Here is a 15,098-nt window from a genome sequence, read left to right on the forward strand (position 1 = left end):
CTGAAACTACCATCGCGGCGCGCACGGTCAGGTCAGGCCTGGTCAGCTCCGGCGCCGCCGGCCCCACCAGCCGATGACCGTGGGCAGGTACGCACCGATCACGAGCATCGCCAGCGTGCGCATCACCTGCACCACCGTGACGATCGGCTCCGACCCCGACTCGTGGGCGAAGGCGAGCACAGCGTAGATCCCCCCGGGCACGGTCGCCAGGTAGGCGTCCAGCATCGGGACGTCGCTGACCTGGGCGATCACCAGGGCGGCGACGATGGCACCGAGGATCATCGACGCCACCGCCGCGAGAATCAACGGCAGGCTGTGGCTGAACTGGCGCAGCGCCGACTTGGTGAGCGTGCCGCCGGCCTGTACCCCGATCACCGCGTAGGCGAACAGCAGGATCAGGCCCTCGGGCCGCAGCCACTGCTCGGAGATCCCCGCCACGCCGGCGACCCAGGTCAGCAGCATCGACACCAGCAGGTAGGGCACGGGCACCTTCACCACCCGGCGGGTGAGCCGCACCAGCAGCCACACGATCGCCCAGATCACCAACGCGCCGACGACCGGACGCAGCTCCGGGGACCACCACGGCGCCGTGTCGGACGCCGCGGCGTCCTGCCCCGCCGTACCGCCCGCGCCGCCCGCCGAGCCGGCGGCGAAGAGCTGCACGAATGCCGGCAGGGTGAGCACCACCAGCGACAACCGCAGGTACTGCGTGAGGACGACGAAACGCACGTCCTCCTTCAGCTCCGCGGCGAGCACCGTCATCCCGCTCGCCCCGCCGGCCAGCGTGGCGAGCAGCGAACTCACCGCACTCGCGGCACCGGAGCGGTGCAGCAGGAACGCCGCCGCCGCGCACACCGCCAGAGTGATCGTCAGCGCCAGGAGCGTCGGGACCACGTAGCCGAGCACGGTGGAACCGTCGAGCTCGACCAGCGGCGCCACGCACACCATGGCGATCACGACCTGCGCCGGCTGCATCAGCCGCGTCGGTGGCGTCGTCTGGCGGTCGGAGACGATCGCGTAGACGCCGAAGGACACCAGGAAGGCGAAGATCCAGGACGCCGGCACACCCAGGTGGGTGCACAGCGCCCCGAGGCCGAGCGCACATGCGCAGACCCCGGCGATCTCGACGGCACGCCTGGTGCCGGAGATCCGCCGGGGCCCGTGAGGTTCGCGGGGGTCGCGCGGTGCGGGGATGAGAATCAGGACCGGGCGTCGGCCAGCAGGCGCTGGATTTCCTTGATCTGCTTCTTCTCGTTGCGCTTGCCCACCACGGTCAGGGCCACGACCAGGCCCACCCCGGCCACGACGCCGCCGATGATGAGCTGGACCTTCGGCTGGGCGAGGATGTTCGACGCCTGGGTCTTCGCCTCGTCCGCCAGGTTCTTCGGAGCCGCGCGGACGCTGAGCTCGTCCAGTGTCCTCGCGAGCTGGTCACGGGTGCGTTCGATGTCGCTCTGGATAGAGTCGATGGTGCGGGCCACTGAAGTCTCCTGCATTGCTGGTCGTGAATGACGGTTTTTAGAGATTGTTCCTGAATTGTACGTTCTCCGGTGCGTGCGGTGCAGAAGAACCCTCCGATGTCGCCGTAGCGACCCGTGCAGCGGCCCTGCCGTAGCCGCGCCGTCCGCCGTACACTCGGATGCCATGAGTACTCCCGAGAACCCCTCCGAAACCCCCGCCCGCACCGTCCTGGAGGTCGGCGACGTCGCCCCGGACTTCACCCTCACCGACGACCGCGGCAACCAGGTCAGCCTCTCCGACTACCGCGGACGCCAGGTCATCGTCTACTTCTACCCGCGGGCGAACACCCCGGGCTGCACCACCGAGGCCTGCGACTTCCGCGACTCGCTCACCGAACTCAACGACGCCGGCATCGACGTCCTGGGCATCTCCCCGGACACCGTGGAGAAGCTCACGAAGTTCCGCGAGGACCACGAGCTGACCTTCCCGCTCCTCGCCGACCCGGAGAAGACCGCGCTGACGGCCTACGGTGCCTTCGGTGAGAAGAAGAACTACGGCAAGATCGTCCAGGGCGTGATCCGCTCGACGTTCCTCGTCAACACAGACGGCACGATCGGCATGGCCAAGTACAACGTGAAGGCCACCGGGCACGTCGCCCGCATCGCACGCGACGTGCTCTGACGTGCTCTGACGTGCTCTGACGTGCTCTGACGTGCTCTGACGTAACTACACGACGCGCACCGTCGCCGAGCCCTCGAAGGGCCGAACGGTGCCGCCGGCGTCGCGCCAGTCCCCGCGCAGGACGACCCGGTGCTCGCCGCGTTCGGCGCCGGTGGTGTCCCACTCCACGGTGGTGGTGGTCTCGGTGACACTCCTGTCGAAGGTCAGCAACGTCGACCAGGAGGAGTCGTGCGCGACGACCGTCCCTTCCGGTCCGCCGCGCACGACCTGCAGGTAGCCGTCCTCCAGGCGCAGGTCGTTGTTCGGGTTCGTCCCCACGAAACGCACCGTGGCGGTCTGCCCGAGGGACACGTCCCCACCGCCGGACAGGACGTCGCCGAAGGCGCGGCCCGGCGCGGCGGTGTCCGGCAGCGCCACGGCCGCCGGGCTGTCCGGGATCACCCCGGTCAGGTCCCCGGCCGGGACGCCGGACGCCACGTCCTCCCCCACCGCGAGCGCCGTCGCCAGCGCGTCCACGACCTGTTGCACCGCCGGCAGCTGCAGGCGTCCGAACGCGGTCGCGCCGCCCTCGTAGTCCTGCTGCAGGTACTCCTCGGGTGTGGTGACGTAGTGGCCGTAACCGCACGAGTAGCCCTGAACGACCACGTTGTCCTGCGGCACCCCCATCGCCTCGGCGACGGTGCGTCGGATGCGCAGCCCTGCGGTCACCGTCGGTTCGAAACCGAGGTAGACCAGGACCAGCCCTCCGAGACGCCACACGCCGAAGATGTGGCGTTGCTGGATCATCCCGTCGATGTAGCCCATCGGCAGCAGCATGTCCTTCGGGGCGTGCACGGCACGTACGTCCTCGGGGACCGGGGCGAGCTCGTTGAGCTGTCGCACCCACGGCGCGCCGCCACGTTCGGCCTCGTCGAGCCCGATGTCGACGTCGAGGCCGCCGCCGTCCTCCTGGCTGGACGCCGCGAACGCCGCGCCGAGCACCGCCGGGCCGGTGCGTCCCGGGCGCCCGTCGGGCGTCCACCGCCCGTCGACGTCGACGGCGTCCATGTCCACCCACCGGGTGCGTCCCTCGAGCCCACCGGGGATGCCGGCGAAGCGGCCCGTGGTGTCCCGCGCGGCGTCTGCCTGCCGGGTGCCGAGGATCTCCACCGAACGTTTCTGCCCCTGCACCCCGGCGCCACCGGGCCCGGACTCCGGCACCAGGCCGTGGTTCGGGGTCACGTCCCCGGGCGCGCCCTGCGCGAACGCCGCGACGAACGGCGCTGCCGCCAGCCCGGACTCGTCGCGGTGTTCCACGCCCGCGGCGTCCTCCACGCTGTAGGCGGCGAAGCCCTTGTTGTCGCCGGAGATGTGGCGGATCTCCGGGCTGAAGCTCGTGGCGTGCACGGAGTACCAGTTGATCAGCCCCACCGGGGTGCCTGCGCGCGCGACGTGCAGGGTCACCGAGGTGCGGTCCACCCCGTCCGGGTTGGCCTCCTTGTCCTGCGGCGGGTTGCGGTCGAAGGCCTGCTTCGAGCGGTTCTCCCCCACACCGTCGAGGTGACCGCGCACGAGGGTGAGTTCGGCCGGGGCGACGTCGCCGTGTGCCCGACGCACCGAGCGCACGATGCCCGCCACCTGTGCCTCGAAGGTCACCGGACGAAAACCCAGGGAGACCAGGTCGACCATGGCGTGGCCGGACCGCCCGCCGGGGCCGACGTGGGTGTGCGTGGCGGTGACCACCACGTTGTCGCTGGTGTAGGTGTCGCCGTAGTCCGCGCGCAGTCGGCGCAGGACCTCCAGGAAAACCGACTGGAACATCAGCGGGGTGTCCACGGTGACGTGGCAGAACCGGTTGGTGCCGTCGTCGAAGATGAAGGCGCGGGAGTACAGGCGTTGGCGGATGCCGACGCTCGTCTGCTCCTGCACGGCGTAGCCGTCCATGCCCGCGCCCAGGGGCTCGCCGGTGGTGTCGGCGATGCCGCGGCCCACGGCGAGTCGGTCGGCGTCCGGTGCTCCCTGCGCACGATCCTGGGCGGTACCGGCGGTCGCGGTGTGCGACGACCAGAGCACCGTGCCCCCGAGCGCGGCGAGGCCGGCGAAGAACGTGCGGCGTGAGAATTCGGTCATTCGGGCTCCCCTCGGGTCCGCACTGACGCTACCTGGGTGGGGGTGCCCTTGTTTCCGGAACGCAAGGAAAACGACCGTGGTTTTCGCGGGGCGAACATCGTTTCCGGCGATTGCGCTGGTCAGCGCGATCCCGATGCAGGTTCGGTAGGAGCTGCTATAGATTCGGTCGCAACCACCGGCACGATCACCAGGAGAGATCCATGACCAGACGCCGCAGCATCGCCGCCCTCGTCCTCACCGCACCCCTCGTCCTGGCCGCCTGCGGCGGTGGGGACGACGACAACAGCGACGGCGACGGGGACGGTGCCACAAGCTCGTCCACCGCCAGCGCTGGGGACAGCGGGGACGGAGAGGACAACGGGGACAGCGGGGACGGAGACGGGATCGACTCCGACCTGCCGCGCATCGGTGAGACGATCAGCATCGACAAGGCCGACATCACCGTGGACAACCTGCGGGAGTATGAACGCGATCCGTCGAACCAGATCTGCGCGGACGTGAACTTCACGGTCACCAGCGAGACCGAGCCGCTCAACGTGCGCGGGCTGGCGGCGTGGAAGCTCTACGACCCGGAGCAGCATCCGCGCACCCAGACGGTCTCCGACGAGACCGTCCACGTGCTCGACGAGGTCGCCCCCGGTCAGAGCGAGGACGGGACGATCTGTTTCGACGGCCCCGTCGACCCCGGTGAGTACCGGCTGAGCTTCCAGGAGAACTTCGAGGCCGGGACCGACCGTGCCGAATGGATCGGCGCGCTCTGACCGCAGCCATCCGGGGCGCGGGGAGCTCCCGCGGCTAGGGGTGTTCCACGCCCTGCGGCAGCTGGAACAGCGCGTCATACTCGACGGCAACTGTCGGGTGGTGGGGCTCGGTCGGTTCATAGGCCGGTCCAGTGAGGTTGTGGATCAGCGTGCGGAAAGTGCGGGGCATGGTCACTCCTTTCGGAAAATGTGTCGACGACAGGTGTCTGAGAAAGTGTTGAGATACAGGGTTCTTAGCAGTTACTTACAGGGAAGAGGACGCGCCTGTCCGTTCGGAAGCCGCCGCAAGCGCTCTACGGTCGGGCTCCCGGGACGTGACATGAAGGACGTTCCCCTGTGATTGCCCGCTCCACCGTCCCCCGGTGGTTTGCTGCCGCGCGGTTCCCCGCATGGCACCACCCTGACGGTCGAGCCGGACGCTGCAGTGTATCACCTAAGAACGCCCCGTGGCCAGCCCCTTTGCCGACACTTTTGCGGGCCACTTGCCGGCCCACCTGCCAAGCTTTGACACCGGGCGCGGCGGACGCGCGGCACGCCCACACGTGCACACGCATGTGACGCACAGGTGACCGTCATTCCGGACTGCCTGTGCGCCACTCGAAAGGAAAATGATCGCTGATCATCGTTGATGGAGATTCATCACGTCTCCACATCCAGAACATTACATGAGCAAACCAAAGGAGTGTGGCAGACACCCCCAGGGGTATAGACCGTGCCGACCATTTCCCCCAACTGTGCGGTCCTCGAACCCAGCTCCGCAGCCGTTCACGGATACGCCACGCAAAAGGACTTGATCCCGCGCTGGCAGCGAGCTAGCCGAGAGTGATGCCAGAGGACCCCGGCTCCTGCTCCAGTTCGTCCATCTCGCGTGACGCCGAGGGCAGGACCACCAGTGTCCCGTCCTTCCGGAACTTCGGGGAGTCCCCAGTCAACCAGGTCACCGCCCGCTTCAGGGTGCCCCAGCAGGGCTCACCGGCTAGGTGCTTGGTGTAGTCAGACTTGTCCTCTACCCAGTGCTTGGCGAATCTAGGATCGGGCGGCGGTAGGTCGTCAACAGGAACCCAGCACAGTTCTACTTCCCCACCCAACCTCGTCACTCCGAGGAAGAAATTCGTTCCCAGGCGCGCCTCAGCATGCTTGTGAACAGTGACGATGGGAACTTTATGGGTGACCGTGTTGCGAACCACCCGGAGCGCCGACACTAGTTCGGACGCGTCAGACTCTGTACCGTCGCCGGACAGCTCCTTGCCCGGGTACGAGAGCTGCTCTGCCAGTAAACGCACCCACCACAGAGTCTCCACCGCGGCAATCCTCCCGGGAGCATCTTCGCCATTCGCTCGCGGCGTTCTGGTCAGCAAAAGTCTCTCCAATGCCGCATTCGCACCACATCGGGCAAGTCGAATGTCATCGGTTGTGGGCTCGGGCACGTCGTCCTCCAGGTCTTGGGGTTTATGCCGCCGAGGGTACGGGAACTCGCGACCGCCCCATTCCCGAAATCCTCGGGAGTTCCAGCACCCCGGTGGCACTGTAGGACTTCGTCCCGCGATCCCTGCGCTGTCATTTCTCGGGTAGCCCAATCGACACATAACTCGAGACCCGGGGTCACGAACCCTTTCGAGTGTGTGACCTCCGGCCGGTCCAGTTCGTGAACCGCTCACTGTGCGCCCGGGGGGACTTGAACCCCCACATCCATCAAGGACACCAGGACCTAAACCTGGCGCGTCTGCCAATTCCGCCACGGGCGCGGTGAGGGCCACGACGTGGTGGTCCTCACAGCCGGAAAGGACCGGCTGCTCTGGGTTATGGTAGCAGCACCGCCAGGGGTACCCTTGAACCCGTGCCAGACGACACCACCGGATCAGCGAACATCTCGACGTCCCCCGGACCTCGGCAGCCGCAGTCGCTGCGGGTCCGTGTCGTCCAGCTGGTCTTCCTGGCCCTTGCGGTTGTCGCCACGCTCTGCCTCGCCTGGTGGCAGTGGGGGCGTTGGTCCAGCGGCGACGGCTCCTACCAGAACCTGGGCTACGCCCTGCAGTGGCCGATCTTCGGCCTGTTCTTCATCTTCGCCTACCGCAAGTACATGGAGTACGAGCGCGACCGGGCGGAGGGCAACGCCAGTCCGGCGATCCCGGAGGAGACCCCGGAGTCCGCGCCGCGTGAGATCCCCAGCGACCTCCTCCCCTCCCGCGCGACGACCGCGCAGGACGCACCGCTCCTCGACGACCGTCGACGCCGGGCCCGGCAGGCCCGCGGGAGCACCGAAACGACCGACGACACAGCAGGAACGGACCACGAACCTCGATGACCACCTCCACCCCCGCACCCCAGGTGACCCCGGAGCGTAAACGCCGGGTCAAGGGCGCACTGACGCGCTACTCCGTGCTCGCCTACATCACCGGTGTACTGCTCCTCGTGCTCTGTGTGGAAATGCTCCTCAAGTACGTGATCTTCCCCCCGATGGACATCGAGGCGCCGGGCTGGTTCTTCATCGTGGCAGCCGTGCACGGATGGGTCTTCCTCGCCTACTGCGCGACATGCCTGGACCTGGGCATCAAGGCACGGTGGGCGCCGAGCAAGTGGGTCACCACGATCCTCGCCGGCGTGATCCCGGTGCTCTCCTTCGTGCTGGAGAAGCGGCGCCGCAATGAGGTCGTGGAGGCCTTCGGCCTCGACAGCTGACAGTCCCCCGGCCGCACACCGTCCCCACTCAGTCGGCCTGCGAGGTCTCCACCTTCGCCCGACGCACCGCGGCGGCGTCGATGTCGCCGGTCCCCGTGCCCGCGTCCGGCGACCAGCCCGCCGGGGCGTCCGGCCACCGGTGGGTCAGGCAGCCCAGCACCGCCAGTGCGGCTGCCTGCGTGGTCACCGGCAGCGTGGTGATGTCCGGCAGGAACCCCGGGTTGTGGTTCGAGGGGATGTCGATGTCCAGCCGGTCGGCAGCCTCGGCACGGCGCCACTGCTTCAACGGCGTGATCCCCACCGTCCAGAACAGGTACGGGGCGTTGAACGCCCGCGGGATCACCGAGAAGTCCTCCGAGGCCGTCCACGGCTCCATCTCGTGGGACTGCTCGCCGAAGAAGCTGTCGAAGTGCGGACGCACCACCGCGTAGGCGGTGCTGTCGTTGTCCGTGGCGGCGAGCAGGCCGAGGAACTTGAACTCCGGCTCACGCTCACAGCCGGCTGCGGCGGCCTCGGCACGCACGATCCTCTTGATCGCGTCCACCGCCCGGGTCCGCACCGACTCCTCGTAGAACCGGCAGCTCAACGCGATACGCGCGGAGTCCGGGATCACGTTGTTCGCCTTGCCCGCCTCCACCGAGGCCACGGTGACCACCGCGAACTTGCCCGGAGGCAATTCGCGGGAGACCACGGTCTGCAACTTCATCACCACCGAGGCGGCCAGCACCACCGGATCCACCGCCCGGTGCGGCATCGAGGCGTGCGCGCCGCGCCCGAACAGGGTGATCTCGATCGTCGTGGAACTGGTCAGCACCGGTCCCGGCGCGGAGTACACCTGGCCGGACGGGCCGGGCACCACGTGCTGGCCCAGGCACACGTCGGGGCGCGGGATGATCGAACGAAGCCCGTCGTTCACCATGCCGTGCGCGCCGATCGACGCCTCCTCGGCGGGCTGGAACAGGAAGACCACCGTGCCGGACCACTTGTCGCGCGAGGCGTCGATGATCGACATGGCCCCCAGGGCGCTGGAGGTGTGCGCGTCGTGCCCGCAGGCGTGCATCGTGGGCACGCGTTGGCCCTGCGCGTCCAACTGGGAGTGGGTGGAGGCGTAGTCCACACCGGTGGTCTCGGCGACGGGCAGGCCGTCGAAGTCGGCGCGGAAGAGCACCGTGGGCCCCTCCCCGTTGCGCAGCACGGCGGTGATGCCGTACCCGCCGATTCCGGTGGTGACCTCCCAGTCGGCGAAGCGGCCGAGTTCCTCGCTGATACGCGCTGCGGTCCACTCCTCGGCGCCGGAGAGCTCCGGACGCCGGTGGAACTCCTTGTACAGGCTGGTGAGCCAATCCCGGTCAAGCGTTGTCCCTGCCACGATGTCAGCGGGTTCGACGGTCACGGGCACGGTCTCACTGGTCCTTCCGGGACGGTCACCGACTCTGCGGTGCCGGTGGGAGTTGTTTTTCCTCCCACCACCCTACCGTCTCAGCCGCGCAACGCCGTGAGGAACGGCACGAGCTCTGCCAGGGCGCGGCCACGGTGGGACAGTTCGTCCTTACGCCGCGGGTCGAGCTGTGCGGAGGACAGCTGCGGCTCCTCGTCCGGGGAGAACAGCGGGTCGTAGCCGAAGCCGTTGTCACCGCGGGGCTCGCGCAGCAGGCTGCCGCGCCAGACGCCGCGCACGGTGAGCTCCTGCTCGCCGCCGAGGCGTCCTGCCATGTCCTCGGGGACCGCCAGGGCGCAGGCGGAGACGAAACCGGCACCGCGGCGCTCGTCCGGCACGTCGGCGGTCTGCGCGAGCAGCAGCCGGTTGTTGGCGGCGTCCACGTCCCCGTCACCGGTGTCGTGGTCACCCGACCAACGCGCCGAGAGCACCCCGGGCATGCCGTTGAGCGCGTCGACGCACAGGCCCGAGTCGTCGGCGACGGTCGGCAGGCCGGCGTAACGCACCCCGTCACGCGCCTTGATCAGGGCATTGTCCTCGAAGGTCGCACCGGTCTCCGGGGTCTCGGGGTACTCGGCGACGTCGCGCAGGCTCAGCAGCTCCACGCCGTCGACACCGGCGGCCTCGAGCACGCGGTGCAGCTCGGCGAGCTTCTTGGCGTTGCGCGAGGCGACGAGAACCTTCAGGGGCTGCACGTGCTCTCCCCCACTCACAGGGTGACCGCCTGACCCAGCTCGGCGTCCAGCGCCTTGCGCTGCAGGGCGGTCAGGTCGCGCAGCCCGCCCTCGGCGAGGTCGAGCAGCACGTTGAGCTCGTCACGGCTGAACTCGGAGTTCTCGCCGGTGCCCTGGATCTCCACGAAGTGGCCCTCCTCGGTCATGACCACGTTCATGTCCACGTCCGCCCGGCTGTCCTCCTCGTAGGGCAGGTCCAGGCAGCCGACACCGTCGATCACGCCGACCGACACCGCGGCGACCGGGTCGAGCAGCGGCTCACCGGGGACCACGCCGCGCTTCTGCAGCACCGCCAGGGCGTCCGCCAGCGCCACGTAGGCACCGGTGATCGAGGCGGTACGGGTACCGCCGTCGGCCTGCAGGACGTCGCAGTCGATGTTCACGGTGTTCTCGCCGAGGGCGCGCAGGTCGACCGCGGCGCGCAGCGAGCGGCCCACCAGCCGGGAGATCTCCTGCGTACGGCCCTTGACCTTGCCCTTCACTGACTCGCGCTGCATGCGCTCGGCGGTGGCGGAGGGCAGCATCGCGTACTCGGCGGTCAGCCAGCCCTCGCCGGAGTCGCGCTTGAAACGGGGCACGCCCTCGGAGACGCTGGCGGTGCACATCACGCGGGTGTCGCCGAACTCGACGAGCACGCTGCCGGCGGGGTTGGTGGTGAAACCGCGGGTGATGCGCACGGTCCTGAGCTGGTCGACGGCGCGACCGTCGGCACGGGTGAAGTTCTCGGGGTTACTCATGCCACGAGAGTCTAGTCACCCACGTGCAGCTCCATGTCGGGCCGGGCCAGCTCCACCGGGCCGTCGTAGAAACGCCGCGCCCCACGCAGCGCACCTTCCGCGTCGCCCCACGGCGGCACGTGGGTGATGACCAGGCGTCCCACCCCTGCCTCCGCGGCGGCCTGGCCGGCCTCCTCACCGGAGAGGTGCATCTGCGGCGGGTTGTCGCCGTTGTCGCGCTCACCCCACGTCGCCTCGCACAGCAGGGCGTCCGCCCCCGCGGCCAGCGCGGCGAGGTGCCCGGTGGCGGCGGTGTCGCCGCTGTAGACCAGCGAGGAGCCGTCCCGGTCCTCCACCCGGATCATGTACGACTCGGTGGGGTGCACCGCCGGGGCGGCGTACAACGTCGCCGAGCCGATGCGGTGACCGGGATAGACGGTGCCGCGGGAGGTCTCGTCGAAGACCACCGGCGCGTCCTGCGCCGCCGGCGCGCGCCAGGAGTGCACGTCGAGGATGTCGGAGAAGTCGTCGACCTGCGACGGGTGGTCCGCCGAGACGCGCCCCAGGTGCAGTGCCGCGATCGACGGGCCGAGCAGGACGTGGCGGTCGGACGCCGCACGCGTGGGGTGGAAGCGCTGCCACACCACCAGCGACGGGAAGTCCGAGCAGTGGTCCGGGTGCAGGTGGGAGAAGACTACGTCCACGTCACCGGGGTTACCCAGCTCCTGCAGGCGCGCCAGCACGCCCGGTCCGACGTCCATGAGGATCTGACGCCCGTCCGCCGTCCGCAGCAGGTAGCCGGAGGCGGGGTTGCCGGGGGCGGAGAGACTCCCGGAGCATCCCAGAATGGTCATGTCCATGCCCGTCATTGTTACATGATACCCCCGTGGATCCATGAGCCAGGCCTCCGACAGCCACCAACGGGTGCCGGACGGCTACCGCAGCATCTCCGGGATCCGGCTGACCCCGGCCACCGACGGGCCGAGGAAACGCGAGGCCAGGGACGCGAAACGGGCCGGGTCGCCGGTGGACTCGAAGGTCAGCTCCGGGGCGGCGGCACCTGCACCGTCAGCTGCGTGCGGGTCGGCGAGCAGGTCGTTGTCGCTCAGGGTGCGGTAGACCATCTTCGCGGTCTCCTCCGCCGAGGACACCAGCGTCACGTCGTCACCCATGACCAGCTGGATCACGCCGGTGAGCAGCGGGTAGTGGGTGCAGCCGAGCACCACGGTGTCCACCCCCGCCTCCTTCAACGGCTCCAGGTAGGTCTCCGCCAGGCCCAGCAGCTGGCGTCCGGAGGTGATGCCGCGCTCGATGAAGGGCACGAACTGGGGGCACGCCTGGGCGACGACCTCCACGCCCGGGCTCGCGGCGAAGAGGTCCTGGTAGGCCCCCGAGGTGACCGTCGCCCGGGTCCCGATGACCCCGACGCGGTTGTTGCGCGTCACCGACACCGCGCGGCGCACCGCCGGCAGGATCACCTCGACCACCGGCACCGGGTAGCGCTCGCGTGCGTCGCGCAGGAAGGCGGCGGAGGCGGAGTTGCAGGCCACCACGATCATCTTGCAGCCGCGCTCCACGAGCTGGTCGGCGATGCTGGTGGCCAGGGAGCGCACCCTGGCCAACGGCTTGTCGCCGTAGGGGGAGTTCGCGGTGTCGCCGATGTAGATCACCGACTCGCCGGGCAGCTGGTCGATGATGGAGCGGGCCACGGTGAGCCCGCCGACCCCGGAGTCGAAGATGCCGATGGGTGCTGACGCGGTCGGTGCTGCGGGGGTGAGGTCGTCCATGCCCTCCGAGTCTAGGCCCGCGCTCCCCTACGCGGTGCCCCAGGTGCACTAGGAGCCCTTGGCCGCCTTGAGCGCCTTGTCCTGCTCGCGCTGCTTGATCGCCGGACGCCCCGCACCCCAGGCCGCCACGGCACCGCCGACGCCGCCGAACAGGTGCCCCTGCCAGCTGACCCCGGGCTGGTTGGGCAGGATGCCCCAGAACAGTCCGGCGTAGAGGATGATGACCAGCACACCGAGCAGGATCTCGGGGACGGCCCGGGTGAAGATGCCGCGCACGGCGAGGAACACCGCCCACCCGTAGATCAGGATCGACGCCCCGACGTGCACCATGTTCTCCCCGCCGAGGAAGAACACGCCCACCCCGGCCACCAACGTGGTCACCACGGTCGACGCCCACACCGCCTTCTGCCCGGACAGTGCGACGAGGAACAGCAGCACCGCCACCGCCGGGGTGTTGGCCAGCAGGTGGGAGAAGCTGGTGTGGATGAACGGGGCGGGCAGGATCCCCCAGATCCGCGAGAAGTCGAGCGGGTGGATACCCCACGACACCAGCCGGTTGCCGGACGCCCAGTTCACCACCTGCACCGCCCACAGCACCGCCAGGAACACCAGGGTGGTGACCAGCGCCTGGCCGACCCGCCCGCGGTCGCGGAAGCGCGTCCGACCCGTATCGTTCGTACTGCTCTGGGTTACGTCTGATCCGCTCATGGTTCTCCTCAGGGTGTGTGGGGTCTGCCGGGTCAGTTCATCACGTCGCGCCAGGACGGCACGTCGAATGCGGTCTCGGCGGCCAGGACTGCCTCCACGACCGCCCGTTCGGTCACCGTCGCCGCCGCGGCGCACAGCGCCGCCAGGTCGGTGGTCGCCACACCGCCACGTGCGCCGGACGGTGCGAGGGCGAAGAAGGTGTCGCCGTCCATCGGCAGGTGCGAGGGCCGGACGGCGCGGGCCAGGCCGTCGTGCGCGGCCATGGCCAGACGCTCGGCCTGCGCCTTGGTCACCGTCGCGTCGGTGGCGACGACACCGATGGTCGTGTTCATCGGCGAGGGGTCCGGACCGGTCATCTTGGTGCCGTCGACGCCGCGCTCCAGGATGGTGCGCAACCCCGCCGCGGTCGGTTCAGGGACAGGTTCGGGTGTCCGGTTCCCCCACAACGCCCCGGTGGACGGGTCGACGACCGAGCCGACGGCGTTGACGACCAGCCCGACGGCCACCACCGCACGCCCGCCGCCCGGCAGGTCCACCCCGCAGGACGCCTCGCCGAAGCCGCCCTTCAGCGCGCCGGCGGTCGCCGCGCGCCCCGCGCCGACGTTCCCCGCGTCCTGCGTCCTGTCCTGTGAGCCGTCCTGCGAGCAGTCGAGGGCACGCTGCACGGCCCGGCGTCCGGTGTCGGCCGTCGGACGTGACGCGGGGTCGCCGACGGGCAGGTCGAAGATGACCGCCGACGGCACGATCGGCACGATCAGAGACGGGGCGAGGTCGCCGAGCACCTGCAGGCCGATGCCGCGGTCCTCGAGTTCGGCCATGACCCCGCCTGCGGCGTCCAGCCCGAAGGCCGACCCGCCGCACAGCGCGACGGCGTGCACCGCCTCCGCCGAGTTCGACGGGGCCAGCAGGTCGGTCTCCCGGGTACCCGGTCCCCCACCGCGTACGTCGACGGCCCCGACCGCACCTTCGGGGCACACCACCACGCTGACCCCCGAGCTCTGCACCTCGGCGTGGCCGAGGAACAGGCCCGGCACGTCCGGCAGGCCGCCGGTACTCATTCCCCGCTCATTCCTCAGGCACGTCCATCGGCCCCATCAGGGCCGTCAGCAGGCTGTCCTGGTGGTAGCCGAGCCACTCCACGTAGTTCTCCGCCGCGGCGATCTCGTCCGCACCGGCCTGGCCACCGGTCTCGCCGAACTCGTCCAGACGCTTCCTGATCAACTCGATCTGGCCGTTGTGGAAGGCACGGATGTCCGTCAGCGCATTGAGCCACGGCCCGGTCTGCTCGGTGTTCAGGCTCACGTTCACCGACCCGTCCGGGCCGAGCAGTTCGCTGACCAGGCGCAGGTTCGTGAGCTTGCCCTTGATGATGTCGGTCTCGTTGAACTGGCGCGACACCCCCGCCTCGCCGTCGACCTCCTCGTCACCGTCACGGAAGAACGACGGCAGCATCGCCGCGAGCACCGGGTCGTCCGGTGCGTCGGTGTGCCCCGACGGCAGGCCCGTCATCTCCGCCAGCTCGTCCTTCGGCGCCGAACGCGCCCGTCCGATCAGCAGCTCGCCGACGTTGGCGGCGCTGTTGCCGAGCATCTCGCGCTCCACCGGTTCCAGCTCGGTGACGAAACGCACGCCGCGCACCAGGCTCTTCTTCTTCGTCCACGGTTTCATCGCATGCCCTCCATCGTGTGCCGCACTAACCTTCCGAGCGCTGCATCGTGGCCCACAGGCCGGCGGTCTGCAGCTTCTTCACGTCGCCCTCGACCTTGTCGCGCTCCCCGGAACTCACGATGGCCTTGCCCTCGTTGTGCACCTGCATCATCAGCTCGGTCGCCCGCTTGCGGGAGTAGCCCAACACGGTCTGGAAGACGTAGGTCACGTAGCTCATCAGGTTCACCGGATCGTCCCAGCAGATGCACTGCCAGGGGAGGTCCGCCTCGGTGAGGGTGTCGGGAAGCTGCTCTTCCACAGGGGTGACCGCCGGTGCGGCGGGAGCGGCGGGTGAAGTCATGGTGTCCAGACTACCG

At 69.3% G+C, this 15,098-nt stretch carries 18 protein-coding genes and 1 tRNA gene; 4 read left to right on the forward strand and 15 right to left on the reverse strand.

Annotated elements, in window-relative coordinates:
• Nucleotides 1-42 precede the first annotated feature (42 nt).
• Together ACT3UN_RS13495 and ACT3UN_RS13500 are read right to left on the reverse strand one after the other, a co-directional pair.
• Nucleotides 43-1,203 (reverse strand): AbrB family transcriptional regulator, encoded by a 1,161-nt coding sequence (locus ACT3UN_RS13495; protein ID WP_444657302.1) that lies wholly within the window; start codon nucleotides 1,201-1,203, stop codon nucleotides 43-45.
• On the reverse strand, nucleotides 1,200-1,481 hold the full coding sequence (locus ACT3UN_RS13500) for a DUF3618 domain-containing protein (RefSeq protein WP_301443307.1): 282 nt from the start codon (nucleotides 1,479-1,481) through the stop codon (nucleotides 1,200-1,202). The genes ACT3UN_RS13495 and ACT3UN_RS13500 overlap by 4 nt, the downstream gene beginning before the upstream one ends.
• Nucleotides 1,482-1,644: 163 nt before the next feature.
• Here ACT3UN_RS13500 and bcp point away from each other — a divergent pair, with 163 nt between their 5' ends.
• Nucleotides 1,645-2,142: a thioredoxin-dependent thiol peroxidase gene (bcp, locus tag ACT3UN_RS13505; protein WP_444657286.1), complete on the forward strand. Its 498-nt coding sequence runs from the start codon at nucleotides 1,645-1,647 to the stop codon at nucleotides 2,140-2,142.
• 45 nt (nucleotides 2,143-2,187) lie between these two features.
• On the opposite strand, the gene ACT3UN_RS13510 is transcribed toward bcp, so the two are convergent.
• On the reverse strand, nucleotides 2,188-4,251 hold the full coding sequence (locus ACT3UN_RS13510; RefSeq protein WP_444657287.1) for a neutral/alkaline non-lysosomal ceramidase N-terminal domain-containing protein: 2,064 nt from the start codon (nucleotides 4,249-4,251) through the stop codon (nucleotides 2,188-2,190).
• Between the two features lie 200 nt (nucleotides 4,252-4,451).
• Between ACT3UN_RS13510 and ACT3UN_RS13515 the strand changes: the two genes are divergently transcribed.
• Nucleotides 4,452-5,012 carry a DUF4352 domain-containing protein gene (locus ACT3UN_RS13515; protein WP_444657288.1) on the forward strand — a complete coding sequence of 187 codons (561 nt, stop codon included), beginning with the start codon at nucleotides 4,452-4,454 and terminating at the stop codon, nucleotides 5,010-5,012.
• 34 nt (nucleotides 5,013-5,046) lie between these two features.
• On the opposite strand, the gene ACT3UN_RS13520 is transcribed toward ACT3UN_RS13515, so the two are convergent.
• From ACT3UN_RS13520 to ACT3UN_RS13530, 3 genes are all read right to left on the reverse strand, one after another.
• Entirely contained in the window at nucleotides 5,047-5,181 is a 135-nt protein-coding gene (locus tag ACT3UN_RS13520) for a hypothetical protein (protein WP_301443303.1), read from the reverse strand.
• A 643-nt stretch (nucleotides 5,182-5,824) separates the two neighbouring features.
• Nucleotides 5,825-5,953 (reverse strand): hypothetical protein, encoded by a 129-nt coding sequence (locus ACT3UN_RS13525; RefSeq protein WP_444657289.1) that lies wholly within the window; start codon nucleotides 5,951-5,953, stop codon nucleotides 5,825-5,827.
• A gap of 719 nt (nucleotides 5,954-6,672) precedes the next feature.
• A tRNA-Leu gene (locus ACT3UN_RS13530) sits at nucleotides 6,673-6,757 on the reverse strand.
• 92 nt (nucleotides 6,758-6,849) lie between these two features.
• Here ACT3UN_RS13530 and ACT3UN_RS13535 point away from each other — a divergent pair.
• Both ACT3UN_RS13535 and ACT3UN_RS13540 read left to right on the forward strand, forming a co-directional pair.
• Nucleotides 6,850-7,317, forward strand: coding sequence for a hypothetical protein (locus ACT3UN_RS13535; protein ID WP_444657290.1), 468 nt, complete (start codon nucleotides 6,850-6,852; stop codon nucleotides 7,315-7,317).
• Nucleotides 7,314-7,691 carry a DUF3817 domain-containing protein gene (locus ACT3UN_RS13540; protein WP_301442458.1) on the forward strand — a complete coding sequence of 126 codons (378 nt, stop codon included), beginning with the start codon at nucleotides 7,314-7,316 and terminating at the stop codon, nucleotides 7,689-7,691. The genes ACT3UN_RS13535 and ACT3UN_RS13540 overlap by 4 nt, the downstream gene beginning before the upstream one ends.
• Nucleotides 7,692-7,719: 28 nt before the next feature.
• Here ACT3UN_RS13540 and ACT3UN_RS13545 read toward each other — a convergent pair whose 3' ends face one another.
• The 9 genes from ACT3UN_RS13545 to clpS all read right to left on the reverse strand — a co-directional run bounded on the left by ACT3UN_RS13545 (nucleotide 7,720) and on the right by clpS (nucleotide 15,082).
• Nucleotides 7,720-9,090 (reverse strand): amidohydrolase, encoded by a 1,371-nt coding sequence (locus tag ACT3UN_RS13545; RefSeq protein WP_441579482.1) that lies wholly within the window; start codon nucleotides 9,088-9,090, stop codon nucleotides 7,720-7,722.
• Nucleotides 9,091-9,170: 80 nt separating this feature from the next.
• The gene (locus ACT3UN_RS13550) at nucleotides 9,171-9,815 is read right to left on the reverse strand and encodes a non-canonical purine NTP pyrophosphatase (RefSeq protein ID WP_301442473.1); all 645 of its coding nucleotides are present in this window, start codon (nucleotides 9,813-9,815) and stop codon (nucleotides 9,171-9,173) included.
• 23 nt (nucleotides 9,816-9,838) lie between these two features.
• A complete protein-coding gene (gene rph / locus ACT3UN_RS13555) occupies nucleotides 9,839-10,600 on the reverse strand; it encodes a ribonuclease PH (RefSeq protein WP_444657291.1) in 762 nt (253 codons plus the stop codon).
• An 11-nt stretch (nucleotides 10,601-10,611) separates the two neighbouring features.
• Nucleotides 10,612-11,439: an MBL fold metallo-hydrolase gene (locus ACT3UN_RS13560; protein WP_444657292.1), complete on the reverse strand. Its 828-nt coding sequence runs from the start codon at nucleotides 11,437-11,439 to the stop codon at nucleotides 10,612-10,614.
• Nucleotides 11,440-11,514: 75 nt separating this feature from the next.
• Nucleotides 11,515-12,366 (reverse strand): glutamate racemase, encoded by an 852-nt coding sequence (murI, locus tag ACT3UN_RS13565; protein ID WP_444657293.1) that lies wholly within the window; start codon nucleotides 12,364-12,366, stop codon nucleotides 11,515-11,517.
• Nucleotides 12,367-12,414: 48 nt separating this feature from the next.
• Nucleotides 12,415-13,074 (reverse strand): rhomboid family intramembrane serine protease, encoded by a 660-nt coding sequence (locus ACT3UN_RS13570; RefSeq protein ID WP_444657294.1) that lies wholly within the window; start codon nucleotides 13,072-13,074, stop codon nucleotides 12,415-12,417.
• 32 nt (nucleotides 13,075-13,106) lie between these two features.
• Complete coding sequence (locus tag ACT3UN_RS13575; protein WP_444657295.1) at nucleotides 13,107-14,132, reverse strand: P1 family peptidase; 1,026 nt, start codon at nucleotides 14,130-14,132, stop codon at nucleotides 13,107-13,109.
• Nucleotides 14,133-14,139: 7 nt separating this feature from the next.
• On the reverse strand, nucleotides 14,140-14,742 hold the full coding sequence (locus ACT3UN_RS13580; RefSeq protein ID WP_301442464.1) for a DUF2017 domain-containing protein: 603 nt from the start codon (nucleotides 14,740-14,742) through the stop codon (nucleotides 14,140-14,142).
• A gap of 25 nt (nucleotides 14,743-14,767) precedes the next feature.
• On the reverse strand, nucleotides 14,768-15,082 hold the full coding sequence (gene clpS, locus ACT3UN_RS13585; RefSeq protein WP_301442465.1) for an ATP-dependent Clp protease adapter ClpS: 315 nt from the start codon (nucleotides 15,080-15,082) through the stop codon (nucleotides 14,768-14,770).
• Nucleotides 15,083-15,098: the final 16 nt, after the last annotated feature.

The sequence above is a fragment of the Corynebacterium sp. AOP12-C2-36 genome, from assembly GCF_052379185.1.
Lineage (GTDB): Bacteria > Actinomycetota > Actinomycetes > Mycobacteriales > Mycobacteriaceae > Corynebacterium.